At 70.8% G+C, this 13,223-nt stretch carries 12 protein-coding genes; all 12 read left to right on the forward strand.

The window, feature by feature from the left end; translation table 11 throughout:
* Positions 1–210 precede the first annotated feature (210 nt).
* Positions 211–1,512, forward strand: a complete 1,302-nt coding sequence (locus tag AXE84_RS07410; RefSeq protein WP_009747861.1) for a geranylgeranyl reductase family protein — start codon at positions 211–213, stop codon at positions 1,510–1,512.
* Entirely contained in the window at positions 1,509–1,868 is a 360-nt protein-coding gene (gene ndhC, locus AXE84_RS07415) for an NADH-quinone oxidoreductase subunit A (RefSeq protein ID WP_003787163.1), read from the forward strand. Before AXE84_RS07410 ends, ndhC begins: the two co-directional genes overlap by 4 nt.
* A gap of 62 nt (positions 1,869–1,930) precedes the next feature.
* On the forward strand, positions 1,931–2,545 hold the full coding sequence (locus AXE84_RS07420; RefSeq protein ID WP_175284728.1) for an NADH-quinone oxidoreductase subunit B: 615 nt from the start codon (positions 1,931–1,933) through the stop codon (positions 2,543–2,545).
* A complete protein-coding gene (locus AXE84_RS07425; protein ID WP_060957419.1) occupies positions 2,542–3,318 on the forward strand; it encodes an NADH-quinone oxidoreductase subunit C in 777 nt (258 codons plus the stop codon). The genes AXE84_RS07420 and AXE84_RS07425 overlap by 4 nt, the downstream gene beginning before the upstream one ends.
* Positions 3,318–4,706 carry an NADH-quinone oxidoreductase subunit D gene (locus AXE84_RS07430; RefSeq protein WP_060957420.1) on the forward strand — a complete coding sequence of 463 codons (1,389 nt, stop codon included), beginning with the start codon at positions 3,318–3,320 and terminating at the stop codon, positions 4,704–4,706. Before AXE84_RS07425 ends, AXE84_RS07430 begins: the two co-directional genes overlap by 1 nt.
* Entirely contained in the window at positions 4,706–5,476 is a 771-nt protein-coding gene (gene nuoE, locus AXE84_RS07435; protein ID WP_060957421.1) for an NADH-quinone oxidoreductase subunit NuoE, read from the forward strand. Before AXE84_RS07430 ends, nuoE begins: the two co-directional genes overlap by 1 nt.
* Complete coding sequence (nuoF, locus tag AXE84_RS07440; protein ID WP_010614072.1) at positions 5,473–6,804, forward strand: NADH-quinone oxidoreductase subunit NuoF; 1,332 nt, start codon at positions 5,473–5,475, stop codon at positions 6,802–6,804. The genes nuoE and nuoF overlap by 4 nt, the downstream gene beginning before the upstream one ends.
* A 3-nt stretch (positions 6,805–6,807) precedes the next feature.
* Positions 6,808–9,558, forward strand: coding sequence for an NADH-quinone oxidoreductase subunit G (locus AXE84_RS07445; RefSeq protein WP_060957422.1), 2,751 nt, complete (start codon positions 6,808–6,810; stop codon positions 9,556–9,558).
* Positions 9,555–11,198, forward strand: a complete 1,644-nt coding sequence (gene nuoH, locus AXE84_RS07450; RefSeq protein ID WP_060957423.1) for an NADH-quinone oxidoreductase subunit NuoH — start codon at positions 9,555–9,557, stop codon at positions 11,196–11,198. Before AXE84_RS07445 ends, nuoH begins: the two co-directional genes overlap by 4 nt.
* Positions 11,191–11,898, forward strand: coding sequence for an NADH-quinone oxidoreductase subunit NuoI (gene nuoI / locus AXE84_RS07455; protein WP_060957424.1), 708 nt, complete (start codon positions 11,191–11,193; stop codon positions 11,896–11,898). The genes nuoH and nuoI overlap by 8 nt, the downstream gene beginning before the upstream one ends.
* Positions 11,895–12,905 (forward strand): NADH-quinone oxidoreductase subunit J, encoded by a 1,011-nt coding sequence (locus tag AXE84_RS07460; RefSeq protein ID WP_060957425.1) that lies wholly within the window; start codon positions 11,895–11,897, stop codon positions 12,903–12,905. The genes nuoI and AXE84_RS07460 overlap by 4 nt, the downstream gene beginning before the upstream one ends.
* Entirely contained in the window at positions 12,902–13,207 is a 306-nt protein-coding gene (nuoK, locus tag AXE84_RS07465) for an NADH-quinone oxidoreductase subunit NuoK (RefSeq protein WP_003787144.1), read from the forward strand. The genes AXE84_RS07460 and nuoK overlap by 4 nt, the downstream gene beginning before the upstream one ends.
* Positions 13,208–13,223: the final 16 nt, after the last annotated feature.

Raw genomic sequence — 13,223 nt, forward strand, 5'->3', positions numbered from 1 at the left:
GTCGTCGAGGTGGGGACTTCTCTGAGGATTGCCGTCACGGCAACGAAAACTGCGGTTCTCCTCCTGTCTCGCCGTTCCCGTCATGGAGGCGTCGGCCGCCTGGGTACAGTCGGCACAGGCTCCGCCCCGTGCGGGGCCTGCATTACGGTGCCAACTGTGATGCCTATGACAACGCCCGCAGTACCAGTAGTGCCGAGGAGGGAAGCCAGAGTGACCCAGGCAGCCGCCCAGTCCAGCGCCTCCGCCTCTGCCGACGTCATCGTCGTCGGGGCCGGCCCGGCCGGGTCCTCGGCGGCCTACCACATGGCCACTCTCGGTCTTGACGTCATCCTCCTGGAGAAGCAGGAGCTCGGCCGGGACAAGGTCTGTGGGGACGGCCTGACCCCCTCGGCCGTGCGCGAGCTGGTCTCCATGGGGATGGACACCACCGGCTGGCAGCGCAACCGCGGCCTGCGCGTCATCGGCGGCGGGCACCTCCTTCACTTCCCCTGGCCCGAGCAGGCCTCCTTCCCCTCCTACGGGATGGCCCGACCCCGCGCCCTGCTCGACCGTGACCTGGCTGAGCACGCCGCCGCGGCCGGCGCCCGTCTGCTCACCGGCGTCACCGTCACCGGCCCCGTCACCTCACCCACCGGCCGTGTCACCGGCGTCGAGGCCCGCCCCACCAACCGGGTCGCCTACCCCGGCATCGAGGGGCCCACCACCTTCACCGCCCCGTTGGTCGTCGACGCCGGAGGCGTCTCGGCCCGCCTGGCCACCGCCGTCGGGCGAACCAAGAACGAGCGCCGCCCCATGGGCGTGGCCGTGCGCGCCTACTTCCGCTCCCCGCGCGCCAAGGACGCCTGGATGGAGTCGCGCCTCGAGCTGTGGGACGGTACCCCCGGCAAGTCCGACCTCCTGCCCGGCTACGGCTGGATCTGGTCCGTGGGGGAGGGGCTGGTCAATGTCGGACTCGGCTCGGTCTCCTCGCGCGCTCAGGCCACCGCCATCGACTACCGTGCCGTGTTCAACCGCTGGATGGACAACGTCCCGGCCTCCTGGGGCTTCACCAAGGAGAACCAGGTCGGCGGCCTGGTCAGCGCCGCCCTGCCCATGGCCTTCAACCGCAAGCCGCACTACGCCGACGGCCTCATGCTGCTGGGCGACGCAGGCGGCATGGTCTCGCCCTTCAACGGCGAGGGCATCGCCCAGGCCCTCATGTCCGGCCGCCTGGCCGCCCAGGCCGCCGCCCAGGCATCCGCCCGCACGACCACCTCCGGCCGTGAGCAGGTCCTGGCCCAGTACCCCAAGGCCCTCAGCTCCGAGATGGGCGGCTACTACACGCTCGGCCGTGTCTTCGTCGCCCTCATCGAGCACCCCGAGGTCATGCGCCTGTGCACCCGCTACGGGCTGCCGCGCAAGCGCCTCATGAAGCTCGTCACCAAGCTCCTGTCCGACGGGTGGGAGCGCCGCGGCGGTGACGGAATCGACCACTTCATCCAGCTCCTGACAAGGATGGTGCCGGAAGCATGAACCCCTACGCCTCCCTGCTCATCATGGCCGCGCTGGCCCTCCTGGTGGCCGTCGGCGGTCTGGCCATGAGCGCCATCATCAGCCCCGCCCGGCGCAACCGGGTCAAGGTCGCCAACTACGAGTGCGGCATCGACCCCACCCCCGCCAACACCGAGCACGGGCGCTTCCCCGTCTCCTTCTACCTGGTGGGCATGACCTTCATCATCTTCGATGTCGAGGTGGTCTTCCTCTACCCCTGGGCGACGGCCTTCGGGCGCCTGGGCTTCTTCGGGCTGGGGGCGGCCGTCCTGTTCATCGGCCTGATCACCGTGCCCTACATCCTCGAGTGGCGTCGCGGCGGACTGGACTGGGACTGAAGCCGCTCTGACCGGCCAGGACCCAGCCCGACGATCCCAAGGAGAACACAGCAGTGAAGAGCATGAAGAAGCACAACGCCTACATGGCGTCCATCCCGTCCAAGCGGAATGACCCCTACGCCGCCGCTGCCGCCGAGGTGGACAGCCCGGGCTTCCTGCTGACCACCGTCGAGAAGCTCGCGGGCCTTGCCCAGGCCCGCTCCATGTGGCCCGTCACCATGGGCCTGGCCTGCTGCGCCATCGAGATGATGGCCGCCGGCACCCCCCGCTTCGACATGGCTCGCTTCGGCTGGGAGGTCTTCCGCGCCTCCCCGCGCCACGCCGACGTCATGATCGTCTCGGGCCGCGTCTCCCACAAGATGGCCCCCATCGTGCGCAACGTCTACGACTCCATGCCCGAGCCCAAGTGGGTCATCTCCATGGGGGCCTGCGCCTCCTCGGGAGGCATCTTCAACAACTACGCCGTCGTCCAGGGCTGCGACCACATCGTCCCGGTGGACATCTACCTGCCGGGCTGCCCGCCGCGCCCCGAGATGCTCCTCAACGCCATGCTCGAGCTCACCCGCCAGATCGAGAAGAAGCCGCTGTTCAAGCACCGCGAGGAGATCGCCCGCGCCGTCGAGGCCGCCGCGCTGTCGGCCACCCCCACCCATGAGATGAAGGGCCTGCTGGCATGAGTGAGAAGAACACCCCGGCACACGACTCAGGCTCCGAGGCCCTGACCGAGACTCCCGAGGCCCCCGCCGTCCCCGAGGTCGCCGGCACCCCCGTGCGCCCCGAGCTGCGCCTGGAGGTCATCACCGCCCCCACCGGCCAGTTCGGCGCCTCCGACGCAGGCGACACTACCGGCTACGGCGAGCACCGCAGCGTCGTCACCCTCGCCCCCGCCGCCGCGCGCCCCTACGGCGGCTGGTTCGACGACGTCGTCGACGCCCTCATCGAGGATCTCCAGGAGGCCGGTACCGACCCGGCCGCCGCCATCGAGAAGGTCGTCATCGAGCACGACGAGCTCACCCTGTTCATCGCCCGCGAGCACCTACTCGACGTCGCCCGCCCCCTGCGCGACGACCAGGACCTGCGCTTCGAGCTGTGCCTGGGCGTCAGCGGCGTCCACTACCCCGAGCTGGCCGGGCGCGAGCTGCACGCCTGCATCCAGCTCATGAGCCTGACCCACGGCGGACGCCAGCTGCGCCTGCAGGTCGCCTGCCCTGAGACCGACCCGCACGTGCCCTCCCTCGTCTCGCTCTACCCCGGCAACGACTGGCACGAGCGCGAGACCTGGGACCTCATGGGCATCGTCTTCGACGGCCACCCCCACCTGACTCGCACCGCCATGCCCGACGACTGGGTGGGCCACCCCCAGCGCAAGGACTACCCGCTGGGCGGCATCCCCGTCGAGTACAAGGGCGCCCAGACCCCGCCCGCCGACACCCGGAGGTCCTACCGCTGATGAGCACCGCACGCACCTTCCGCGCCTCCGGCCCCGCCACGGACGAGCTGTCCGCCGGCGCCGAGCAGTTCACCGTCAGCGGCGGGGACTGGGACGACGTCGTCGCCCAGATCGCCGAGCGCGACGAGGCCGACCGCCTGCGCAACGACCGGATCGTCCTCAACATGGGTCCGGTCCACCCCTCCACCCACGGCGTTCTGCGCCTGGTCCTGGAGGCCGACGGCGAGGTCGTCACCGAGGTCCGCGTCGGAACCGGCTACCTGCACACCGGTATCGAGAAGAACATGGAGTACCGCACCTGGGTGCAGGGCGAGACCTTCGTGACCCGCATGGACTACGTGGCCCCCTTCTTCCAGGAGGTCGCCTACGCGCTCGCCGTCGAGAAGCTCCTGGGCATCACCGACGACATCCCGGAGAAGGCCACCGTCACCCGCGTGCTGCTCATGGAGCTCAACCGCATCGCCTCCCACGTCGTGGCCGTGGGCACCGGGGGCAACGAGATGGGCGGCACCACGCTCATGACCATCGCCTTCCGCTGCCGCGAGAACATCCTCAAGGCCTTCGAGATGGTCTCCGGGCTGCGCATGAACCACGCTTACATCCGTCCCGGGGGCCTGGCCCAGGACATCCCCGAGGGCTTCACCGAGTTCGTGCGCTCGGTCATGCCGGACATGAAGAAGGACCTCCACGAGCTCGAGCTCCTCCTCCTGGAGAACCCGATCCTCAAGTCCCGCTTCATCGGTGTGGGGGAGATCAGCCTGGCCGGCGGGCTCGCCCTGGGCCTGACCGGGCCCTGCCTGCGTGCGGCCGGCTACCCGCTGGACCTGCGGCGCACCAACCCCTACTGCGGCTACGAGACCTACGACTTCCGGGTCCCCACCTACCGGGTCTCCGACTGCTACAACCGCCTGCGCATCCGTCTGGACGAGGCCTACGAGTCCCTCAAGATCGTCTCCCAGTGCCTGGACCGCCTCGACGAGATCGCCACCCGCGGCGACGACCCCTCCAACACCACGATGGTGGCCGACCCGACCATCGCCTGGCCAGCCCGCATGTCCATCGCCACCGACGGCCAGGGCCAGTCCCTGGAGCACGTGCGCGAGATCATGGGCAGCTCCATGGAGTCCCTCATCCACCACTTCAAGCTGGTGACTCAGGGCTTCCGAGTCCCGGCCGGGCAGGTCTACCAGACCGTTGAGCACGCCAAGGGGATCCTGGGCGTCCACGCCGTCTCCGACGGCGGCACCCGCCCCTACCGGGTCCACTTCCGCGACCCCTCCTTCTCCAACCTGCAGTCGCTGGCCATGATGGGGGAGGGCGGCATGATTGCCGACCTCGTGCCCACCCTGGCCTCCATCGACCCCGTCCTGGGAGGCGTGGACCGCTGATGAGCACCACCGAGAACGCAGTCAACCCGGCCGTCGAGACCATCGCCACCGTCAGTGCGGTCGGCCCGGTGGGCACTGTCGCGCAAGCCGCTGTGGCCGCCGGTTACAGCGCCGAGGTCGCCCAGAGCCTGCAGGTCGACATCGAGCGGATCATCGCCCGCTACCCGGCGGGCAAGGAGCGCAGCGCCCTCATCCCGATGCTCCACCTCATTCAGTCCGTGGACGGCTACGTCTCGCCGGCCGGCATCGCCCTGTGCGCCGCCCGGCTCGGTCTGGAGCGGGCCGAGGTCAGCGCCGTGGCCACCTTCTACAGTCAGTTCCGCCGCCACCCGGTGGGCACGTACCACGTGGGCGTGTGCACCAACGCCCTGTGCGCCGTCATGGGTGGGGACGAGATCTGGAAGGCGGTCACCGAGCACACCGGCCTGGGCGCCGAGGAGACCAGCGAGGACGGCACCATCAGCCTCGAGCGCGTCGAGTGCAACGCCGCCTGCGACTACGCCCCCGTCGTCATGGTCAACTGGGAGTTCTTCGACAACCAGACCCCCGACTCCGCCGTCGCCATGATCAAGGCCCTCGAGCGCGGCGAGGACGTCGCCCCCACCCGCGGCCCCGAGACCGTCCCCACCTTCCGCGAGAACGAGCGCCTGCTGGCCGGCTTCGAGGACGGCCGCACCGACGAGGGGCGCGGCCCCGGCGAGCCGACCCTGCGCGGCCTGAGCATCGCCCGTGAGCAGGGCTGGACCGCGCCGAAGGAGGAGACCAAGTGAGTGACACCGCCACCTACACCGCGCCGGGGACCCTCACCCCGGTCCTGAGCGACCTGTGGGACCAGGAGCGCTCCTGGACCCTGCAGGCCTACCTCGACCACGGCGGCTACGAGGGCCTCAAGAAGGCCAAGACCCTCAGCTGCGAAGACCTCATCAGCCTCATCAAGGACTCCGGCCTGCGAGGACGCGGCGGCGCCGGCTTCCCCACGGGACTCAAGTGGTCCTTCCTGCCCCCGGTCGACGGCGGCCCGCGCTACCTCGTGGTCAACGCCGACGAGTCCGAGCCGGGCACCTGCAAGGACATTCCCACGATCATGTCCAACCCGCAGGCCCTCATCGAGGGCATCGCCATCACCTCGCGCGCCATCGGCGGCGACCACGCCTTCGTCTACCTGCGCGGCGAGGTCCCCCACGTCTACCGCCGCCTGCTCAGCGCCGTGCGCGAGGCCACCGAGTCCGGCCTGCTGGACACCGGCTTCGGGCTCGACGGCCAGCAGCGGCTGCGCATCACCGCCCACGCCGGTGCCGGCGCCTACATCTGCGGTGAGGAGACCGCCCTGCTGGACTCCCTGGAGGGCCGCCGCGGCCACCCCCGCCTCAAGCCGCCCTTCCCCGCCGTCGCCGGCCTCTACGCCCGGCCCACGGTGGTCAACAACGTCGAGACCATCGCCTCGGTCCCGGCGATCCTGGCCCGCGGCGCCCAGTGGTACTCCACCATGGGCACCGAGAAGTCCAAGGGCCACGGCATCTTCTCCGTCTCCGGCCACGTGGCCCACCCCGGCCAGTACGAGGCCCCCTTCGGCATCACCATGCGCGAGCTCATCGAGCTCTCCGGCGGCATCCGTCCCGGCCACGAACTGAAGTTCTGGGTGCCGGGAGGCTCCTCGACGCCGATCTTCGGCCCCGACGAGCTCGACGTCCCCCTGGACTACGAGTCCGTGGCCGAGGCCGGCTCCATGCTGGGCACCCGCGCCCTGCAGGTCTTCGACGAGACCGTCTCCGTGGTGCGCGTGGTCACCCGCTGGACCGAGTTCTACCAGCACGAGTCCTGCGGCAAGTGCACCCCCTGCCGCGAGGGCACCTACTGGATGCGCCAGATCATGCTGCGTCTGGAGGCCGGTCGCGGCCTGCCCGGCGACGTCGAGAAGCTCGAGTCCATCGCCTCCAACATCGCCGGACGTTCCTTCTGCGCCCTGGGCGACGCCTCCGCCACCCCGGTCCTGACCGGCATCAAGCGGTTCCGCGAGGAGTTCGAGGCCGGCTACACCGCCGCCGCCGACGAGCTCTTCCCCTACGCCGCCTCCTCCGTCTTCGAAAGCGCACGGTGAGCCATGACTGCTGAGACGACCACCAAGAGCTCCGCACCCGCGGCGCCGCCGGCCCCCGAGATGGTCCACATGACCATTGACGGGCTGCCCGTCGAGGTCGAGAAGGGGACCCTCCTCATCCGTGCCGCCGAGCAGGTCGGCGTGCGCATCCCGCGCTTCTGCGACCACCCGCTGCTCGCACCGTCGGCCAACTGCCGCCAGTGCCTGGTGGAGGTGGCGATGCCGGGGCGCGACGGCGTCGTGCGGCCCATGCCCAAGCCCCAGCCCTCCTGCGCCATGACCGCCATGGAGGGTATGGAGATCTCCACCCAGGCCACCAGCGAGGTCGCCGCCAAGGCCCAGGCCGGCACCATGGAGTTCCTCCTCATCAACCACCCGCTGGACTGCCCGGTGTGCGACAAGGGCGGCGAGTGCCCCCTGCAGAACCAGGCCCTGGAGCTCATGGCCTCCGGCGCCCAGTCCGCCACCCGCTTCACCGACGTCAAGCGCACCTTCCCCAAGCCGCTGCGCCTGACCAGCAACATCCTGCTGGACCGCGACCGCTGCATCCTGTGCCAGCGCTGCGTGCGCTTCGCCGACCAGATCCCCGGCGACCCCTTCATCGCCCTCCAGGGCCGCGGCGGCGGGCACCCCTCCTTCGACATGGACGGCGAGCCCGAGCACGCCGGGGGCCTGTACTCCGAGCAGATCGGGCGCTTCGACGCCCGCGTCCTGGACTTCCACACCGAGGCGCCCCAGGAGGGGCTTGACGCCGACCTCCAGACGATCCGCGGCGTGCCCTCCCTGAGCGCTCTGGGAGACCTGACCGGCCCAGGCGGCGAGCCCGGGGCCTCCGGCGGCACCGACTACGGCCCCGACCTCGGCGCCGGCCGCGAGGACCTGGACGCCTCCGGGCGCCCCTTCGCCTCCTACTTCTCGGGCAACATCATCCAAATCTGCCCCGTGGGAGCCCTGACCTCCGCGAAGTACCGCTTCCGGGCCCGCCCCATGGACCTGGTCTCCACCGACTCCGTCACCGAGCACGACGCCTCCGGCTCCGCCATCCGCGTCGACATGCGCCGCGGCGTCGTCCTGCGTCACCTCGCGGGCAACGACCCCGAGGTCAACGAGGAGTGGATCACCGACAAGGACCGCTTCGCCTTCACCTGGTCCTCCCAGCCCGACCGCCTCACCGTGCCGCTCGTGCGCGACGAGGAGACCGGCGAGCTCGTCACCACCTCCTGGTCCGATGCTCTGGATGTGGCCGCCCAGGGGCTGGCCCGTGCCGCCGCAGACGGGGGAGTGGGGCTCCTGCCCGGAGGCCGCCTCACCCTGGAGGACGCCTGGGCCTGGTCCCGCTTCGCCCGCACCGCCCTGGGCACCAACGACATCGACCAGCGCGTGCGCAGCCACAGCCAGGAGGAGGACTCCTTCCTGGCCGCCCGCGTGGCCGGCACCGGGCTGGGCGCCGTCACCTACCGCCACCTGGAGCGGGCCGGACAGGTCCTGCTCCTGGGCCTGGAGCCCGAGGACGAGTGCGGTTCCCTGTTCCTGCGCCTGCGCAAGGGCGTGCGCGCCGGCGGCGTCAAGGTGGCCACCGTGACCACCTGCCTGAGCGCCGGCAGCCGCAAGCTCTCCGCCCAGGCCGTCCTCACCCCGCCCGGTGAGGAGGCCCGCGTCGTCGCCCACCTCAGCCAGACCCACCCCGAGCTCGTCGAGGCCCTGCGGGCCGACGGCGCCACCATCCTCATCGGTGAGCGCGCCGTCCGCGTCCCCGGCCTGCTGAGCGTCGCCGACGCCCTGGCCACCGCCACCGGCGCCCACCTGGCCTGGGTGCCGCGCCGCAGCGGCGAGCGCGGCGGCATCGAGGCGGGTCTGCTGCCCGGCCTCCTGCCCGGCGGTCGCCCCGTGGCCGACCCCGAGGCCCGCGCCCAGGTCGAGCAGGCCTGGAACCTGGGCTCCGAGCACCTTCTGCCCGCGACACCGGGCCGCGACGTCACCGCGATCCTCTCGGCCCTCCTGGAGGGGAGCCTGGGCGGCGCGGTTGTCGGCGGCATCGACCTGCGCGACTTCCCCGACCCGGGCCTGGCCCGCGCGGCCCTGGCCGCCAGCGGCTTCACCGTCCAGCTCGAGGTGCGCCGCAGCGAGGTCAGTGAGCACGCCGACGTCGTCCTGCCCGTGGCCCCGGCCGTGGAGAAGAACGGCACCTTCGTCAACTGGGAGGGGCGCGTGCGCCCCTTCGGCCAGGCCCACGTCTCGCGCTCGCGCACCGACCGCCAGGTCCTGGGCATGCTCGCCGACGAGATGGGAGTCGACCTGCAGGTCGACGACCTGGTCGTCCTGCACGAGCAGCTCGCCGACCTGGGCCTGTGGCGCGGGCAGCGCCCGTCGGTCGCCTTCGGGCCCGCGCCGGCGGTCTGCGCCGCCGCCCCCGCCCCCGCCGACGGCGGCGTCGAGGCCCGACTGACCACTCACAAGCCCATGCTCGACGCCGGGCGCCTCCAGGACGGTGAGCCCTTCCTAGCCGCCACCGCCCTGCGCCCCGTCGCCCGGGTGGGCGCCGACCTCGCCCAGCGCCTGTCGCTGGCAGCCGGCCAGGAGGTGACCGTGGCGACCGCCGCCGGATCCATCACCCTGCCGGCCGTCGTCGGAGGCGTCAGCGACGGCACCGTGTGGCTGCCCGAGTGCTCGGCGGGCTCCACCGTCCACCAGACCCTGGGCGCCGGGCACGGCTCCCAGGTCACCGTGACCCATGCAGCGGAGGTACTGAGGTGAACCCGATCTACGCGGCTCAGGCCGCTGCCGACGACGCCCTCCCCAACGGGGGCGTGACCGCCGACTTCTCCGCCGAGACCTGGTGGCTGACCCTCATCAAGGCCGGCTTCATCGTCGCCTTCCTCATCGTCAGCGTCATGATGGCGCTGTGGGTGGAGCGGCGCGGCCTGGCCCGCATGCAGACCCGCCTGGGCCCCAACGTCAACGGCCCCCTCGGCCTGCTCCAGGCGGTCGCCGACGCCGGCAAGCTCATCATGAAGGAGGACTTCTGGCTCAAGGGGGCCGAGAAGGTCATCTACCTCCTGGCGCCGCTCATCGCCGCCTTCAGCGCCTTCATGGTCTACGCGGTCATCCCCTTCGGGCCGCAGGTGAGCATCTTCGGCCACTCCACGCCCCTGCAGCTGACCGACTTCCCGGTGGCGGTCCTCTACATTCTGGCCATCACCGCCTTCGGCGTCTACGGGATTATCCTGGGCGGCTGGTCCACGCACTCCACCTACCCGCTCTTCGGTGCCGTGCGCAGCGCCGCTCAGGTCATCTCCTACGAGCTGAGCATGAGCCTGTCCATCCTCACGGTCTTCCTGGCCTCGGGGACCATGTCCACCTCCGGGATCGTGACCGCCCAGCAGCGCATCTGGTGGGCCGTGGCGATGCTGCCCAGCTTCATCATCTACGTCATCTCCATGGTCGGTGAGGTCAACCGCCTCCCCTTCGACCTGCCCGAGGCCGAGGGCGAGCTCGTCGCCGGCCACATGGTCGAGTACTCCTCGATGAAGTTCGCCTGGTACTTCCTGGCCGAGTACATCAACATGTTCAACGTCTCGGCCGTGTGCGTCACCCTGTTCCTGGGCGGCTGGCGCTCGGCGATCCTCAGCCTGTTCTGGGAGGGCGCCAACTCCGGCTGGTGGCCGATGCTGTGGTTCGTCGCCAAGGTGTGGGCCGTCATGTTCTTCATGATCTGGACCCGCGGAACCCTCGTGCGCATCCGCTACGACCACTTCATGAAACTGGGCTGGAAGGTCCTCATCCCGATCTCCCTGGTCTGGTTCGTGCTGGTGGCCGTGGTGCGCGCCTTCCGCACCTTCTCGGGCGCCTCCGTGCAGGCCCTGCTGCTGCCGATGGCCGTCGTGTTCTGCGTCATCATGTTCATCCTCTTCCTCATCCCCGACAAGGAGGAAGAGGAGGAGCTCTACGAGGACTATGAGGACTACGACGACGAGGATGCGGACGACGAGGACGTCGAGATCCTGGACGCCGAGGACGACCACGTCGCCTTCCTCGAGGGCTTCCCGGTCCCGCCGCCTCCGGGCAGCTCCCTGCCGCCCTCACCGCGCGCCCGCCGCGCCGCCCTGGCGGCGCAGGCGACCGGCGCGGCCGGTGACTCCGAGACCGGGGCGGCCACCGCCGTCGGCCTCCTGGAGGACACCGACGTCGATGACGACGACGCGGCCGGTTCCGCGGATTCCGCCGCCTCTGCCGAGTCCCCCGACTCGGCTGACACAGCCGGCACGACAGTCCCGGCCGGTAAGGACGCAGCCACCGCCCTGCCCACCTTCACCCTTGACCTCAAGGCCGACCCGGCCGGCGGCAAGGACACAGACACGGCCGCTGAGGCACCCCAGGAGGGAAAAGATGACTGATCGCCCCCACCGTTCCCGGGGCTCGCAGCACGATAAGTGGCTGCGTGACGCTCCCTCCGCGCTGGCCCGCGCCTTCGCGCCCGTGGCCGGCTACGGGGTCACCATCTCCTCGATGTTCCGCCCGGTGGTCACCGAGCAGTACCCCTTCGAGCCGCCGCGGGTGATGCCCCGCTACCACGGGCGCCACCAGCTCAACCGCTACGACGACGGCCTGGAGAAGTGCATCGGCTGCGAGCTGTGCGCCTGGGCCTGCCCCGCCGACGCGATCTACGTCGAGGCCGCCTCCAACGAGCCCGGCGCCCAGTACTCGCCCGGCGAGCGCTACGGTCGCGTCTACCAGATCAACTACCTGCGCTGCATCTTCTGCGGCATGTGCATCGAGGCCTGCCCCACCCGGGCCCTGACCATGTCCACCGACTTCGATGAGCTCGTCGGCCCCGGCCGTGAGGGCCTCATCTATGAGAAGGAGGACCTGCTGGCCCCCGTGCCCGAGGGTGCCGTGTCCGCGCCCCACCCCATGGTCGAGGGCACCGAGGACGGCGACTACTACCGCGGGAAGGTCATCGGCTCCACCCAGGCCCAGATCGACTGGGTGCGGAGCCACCGTCCCGAGGACCCCAGCCTGGAGTCCGCCCGCGCCAAGGCCGTCCCCGCCTCTGGCCGGGACAGTCGCCACACCGTGAAGGGAGCCCTGCGATGAGCACCCTGCTGATGACCGGAGCCCCCGCCGTCGCCCCGACCGCCCTGACTCAAGACGGTCACCTGGGGCTGGGCGAGGCCATCGTCTTCGGCGTCGTCGCCCTGGTGACCGTGGCCTGCGGCATCGGCGTCCTGACCGCCAAGCGCGCCGTGAACGCCGCCATCAACATGATCGGCATCATGATCTCGCTGGCCGTCCTCTACATCGTCAACGAGTCGCCCTTCATGGGCATCACCCAGGTAGTGGTCTACACCGGCGCTGTCATGACCCTCGTCCTGTTCGTCATCATGCTCGTGGGGGTGGGCGGTGACGAGCCGGTGGGTGCCGCCGGTACTGTCATGAGGCGCCCGGTCCTTATCCTCCTGGGACTGGGGCTGGCCGGCGCCCTGACCGCCGTCGTGTGGCGCTCCACCCTGCCGAAGCCGGCCGGTCTCAAGGACGGCGCCAAGGCCGCCCCCGACCTGCTGGCCGTCACGCTCTATCACGACCACGTCGTCACCATGGAGCTGACCGCCATCCTGCTCATCGTGGCCGCCGTCGGCGCCCTGACCCTCACCCACCGCCAGCGCATCCGGGCCCGGCTCAGTCAGCGGGCGGTGGCCGCGGGCAAGATGCAGGACTACGCCGCCAAGGGCGCCCACCCGGGCCAGAAGCCCATGCCCGGCGTCTACGCCTCCACCAACTCCGCCGCCGCCCCGGCCCTGGACGCCCAGGGCGAGGCCGTCGAGGAGTCCGTGCCCCGGGTCCTGCGGGCCCGCGGCCAGGGCCTGGAGCTGTCCGACGTCTCCCCGGAGATGGGACTGGCCCAGCGCTCGGGCACAATCGTCTCCCGCCTGGCCGGTGCCGACCAGGCCGGCGCAGGCGACAGTACCCGGGGCCCCCGGGACGCCCGCCGCTCCGGGATGCCGTCCATGCCGGGCGCCGCCGCCCCCGCCGTCAAGCAGCCCGTCCTCAGCGATGACGGGGCAGCCGACTCGGCCGCCCCGGAGCAGAAGGAGGAGAAGTGAGTCTCCCCATCACCGTCTACCTCATCCTGGCCGGGGTGCTGTTCACCCTGGGGGCGCTCACTGTGCTGCTGCGCCGCAACGCCATCATCGAGCTCATGGGGGTTGAGCTCATGCTCAACTCCGTCAACCTCGTCCTGGTGACCTTCTCCCGGATCCACGGCAACCTCACCGGTCAGGTCTTCGCCTTCTTCGTCATGGTGGTGGCCGCCGCCGAGGTCGTGGTGGGTCTGAGCATCGTCGTATCCATCTTCCGCACCCGCAGGTCCACGTCGGTCGACGACGAGAACCTGCTCAAGAACTGAGGGGAGAGACCACCGA

The sequence above is a fragment of the Actinomyces oris genome (assembly GCF_001553935.1).
GTDB lineage: Bacteria > Actinomycetota > Actinomycetes > Actinomycetales > Actinomycetaceae > Actinomyces > Actinomyces oris_A.

Bases quoted from the DNA above. Each gene is read 5' to 3' on its own strand.
- ndhC (WP_003787163.1), top strand. From the start codon at position 1,509: ATGAACCCCTACGCCTCCCTGCTCATCATGGCCGCGCTGGCCCTCCTG.
- AXE84_RS07420 (WP_175284728.1), top strand. From the start codon at position 1,931: ATGAAGAAGCACAACGCCTACATGGCGTCCATCCCGTCCAAGCGGAAT.
- AXE84_RS07425 (WP_060957419.1), top strand. From the start codon at position 2,542: ATGAGTGAGAAGAACACCCCGGCACACGACTCAGGCTCCGAGGCCCTG.
- AXE84_RS07430 (WP_060957420.1), top strand. From the start codon at position 3,318: ATGAGCACCGCACGCACCTTCCGCGCCTCCGGCCCCGCCACGGACGAG.
- nuoE (WP_060957421.1), top strand. From the start codon at position 4,706: ATGAGCACCACCGAGAACGCAGTCAACCCGGCCGTCGAGACCATCGCC.
- AXE84_RS07445 (WP_060957422.1), top strand. From the start codon at position 6,808: ATGACTGCTGAGACGACCACCAAGAGCTCCGCACCCGCGGCGCCGCCG.
- nuoI (WP_060957424.1), top strand. From the start codon at position 11,191: ATGACTGATCGCCCCCACCGTTCCCGGGGCTCGCAGCACGATAAGTGG.
- AXE84_RS07460 (WP_060957425.1), top strand. From the start codon at position 11,895: ATGAGCACCCTGCTGATGACCGGAGCCCCCGCCGTCGCCCCGACCGCC.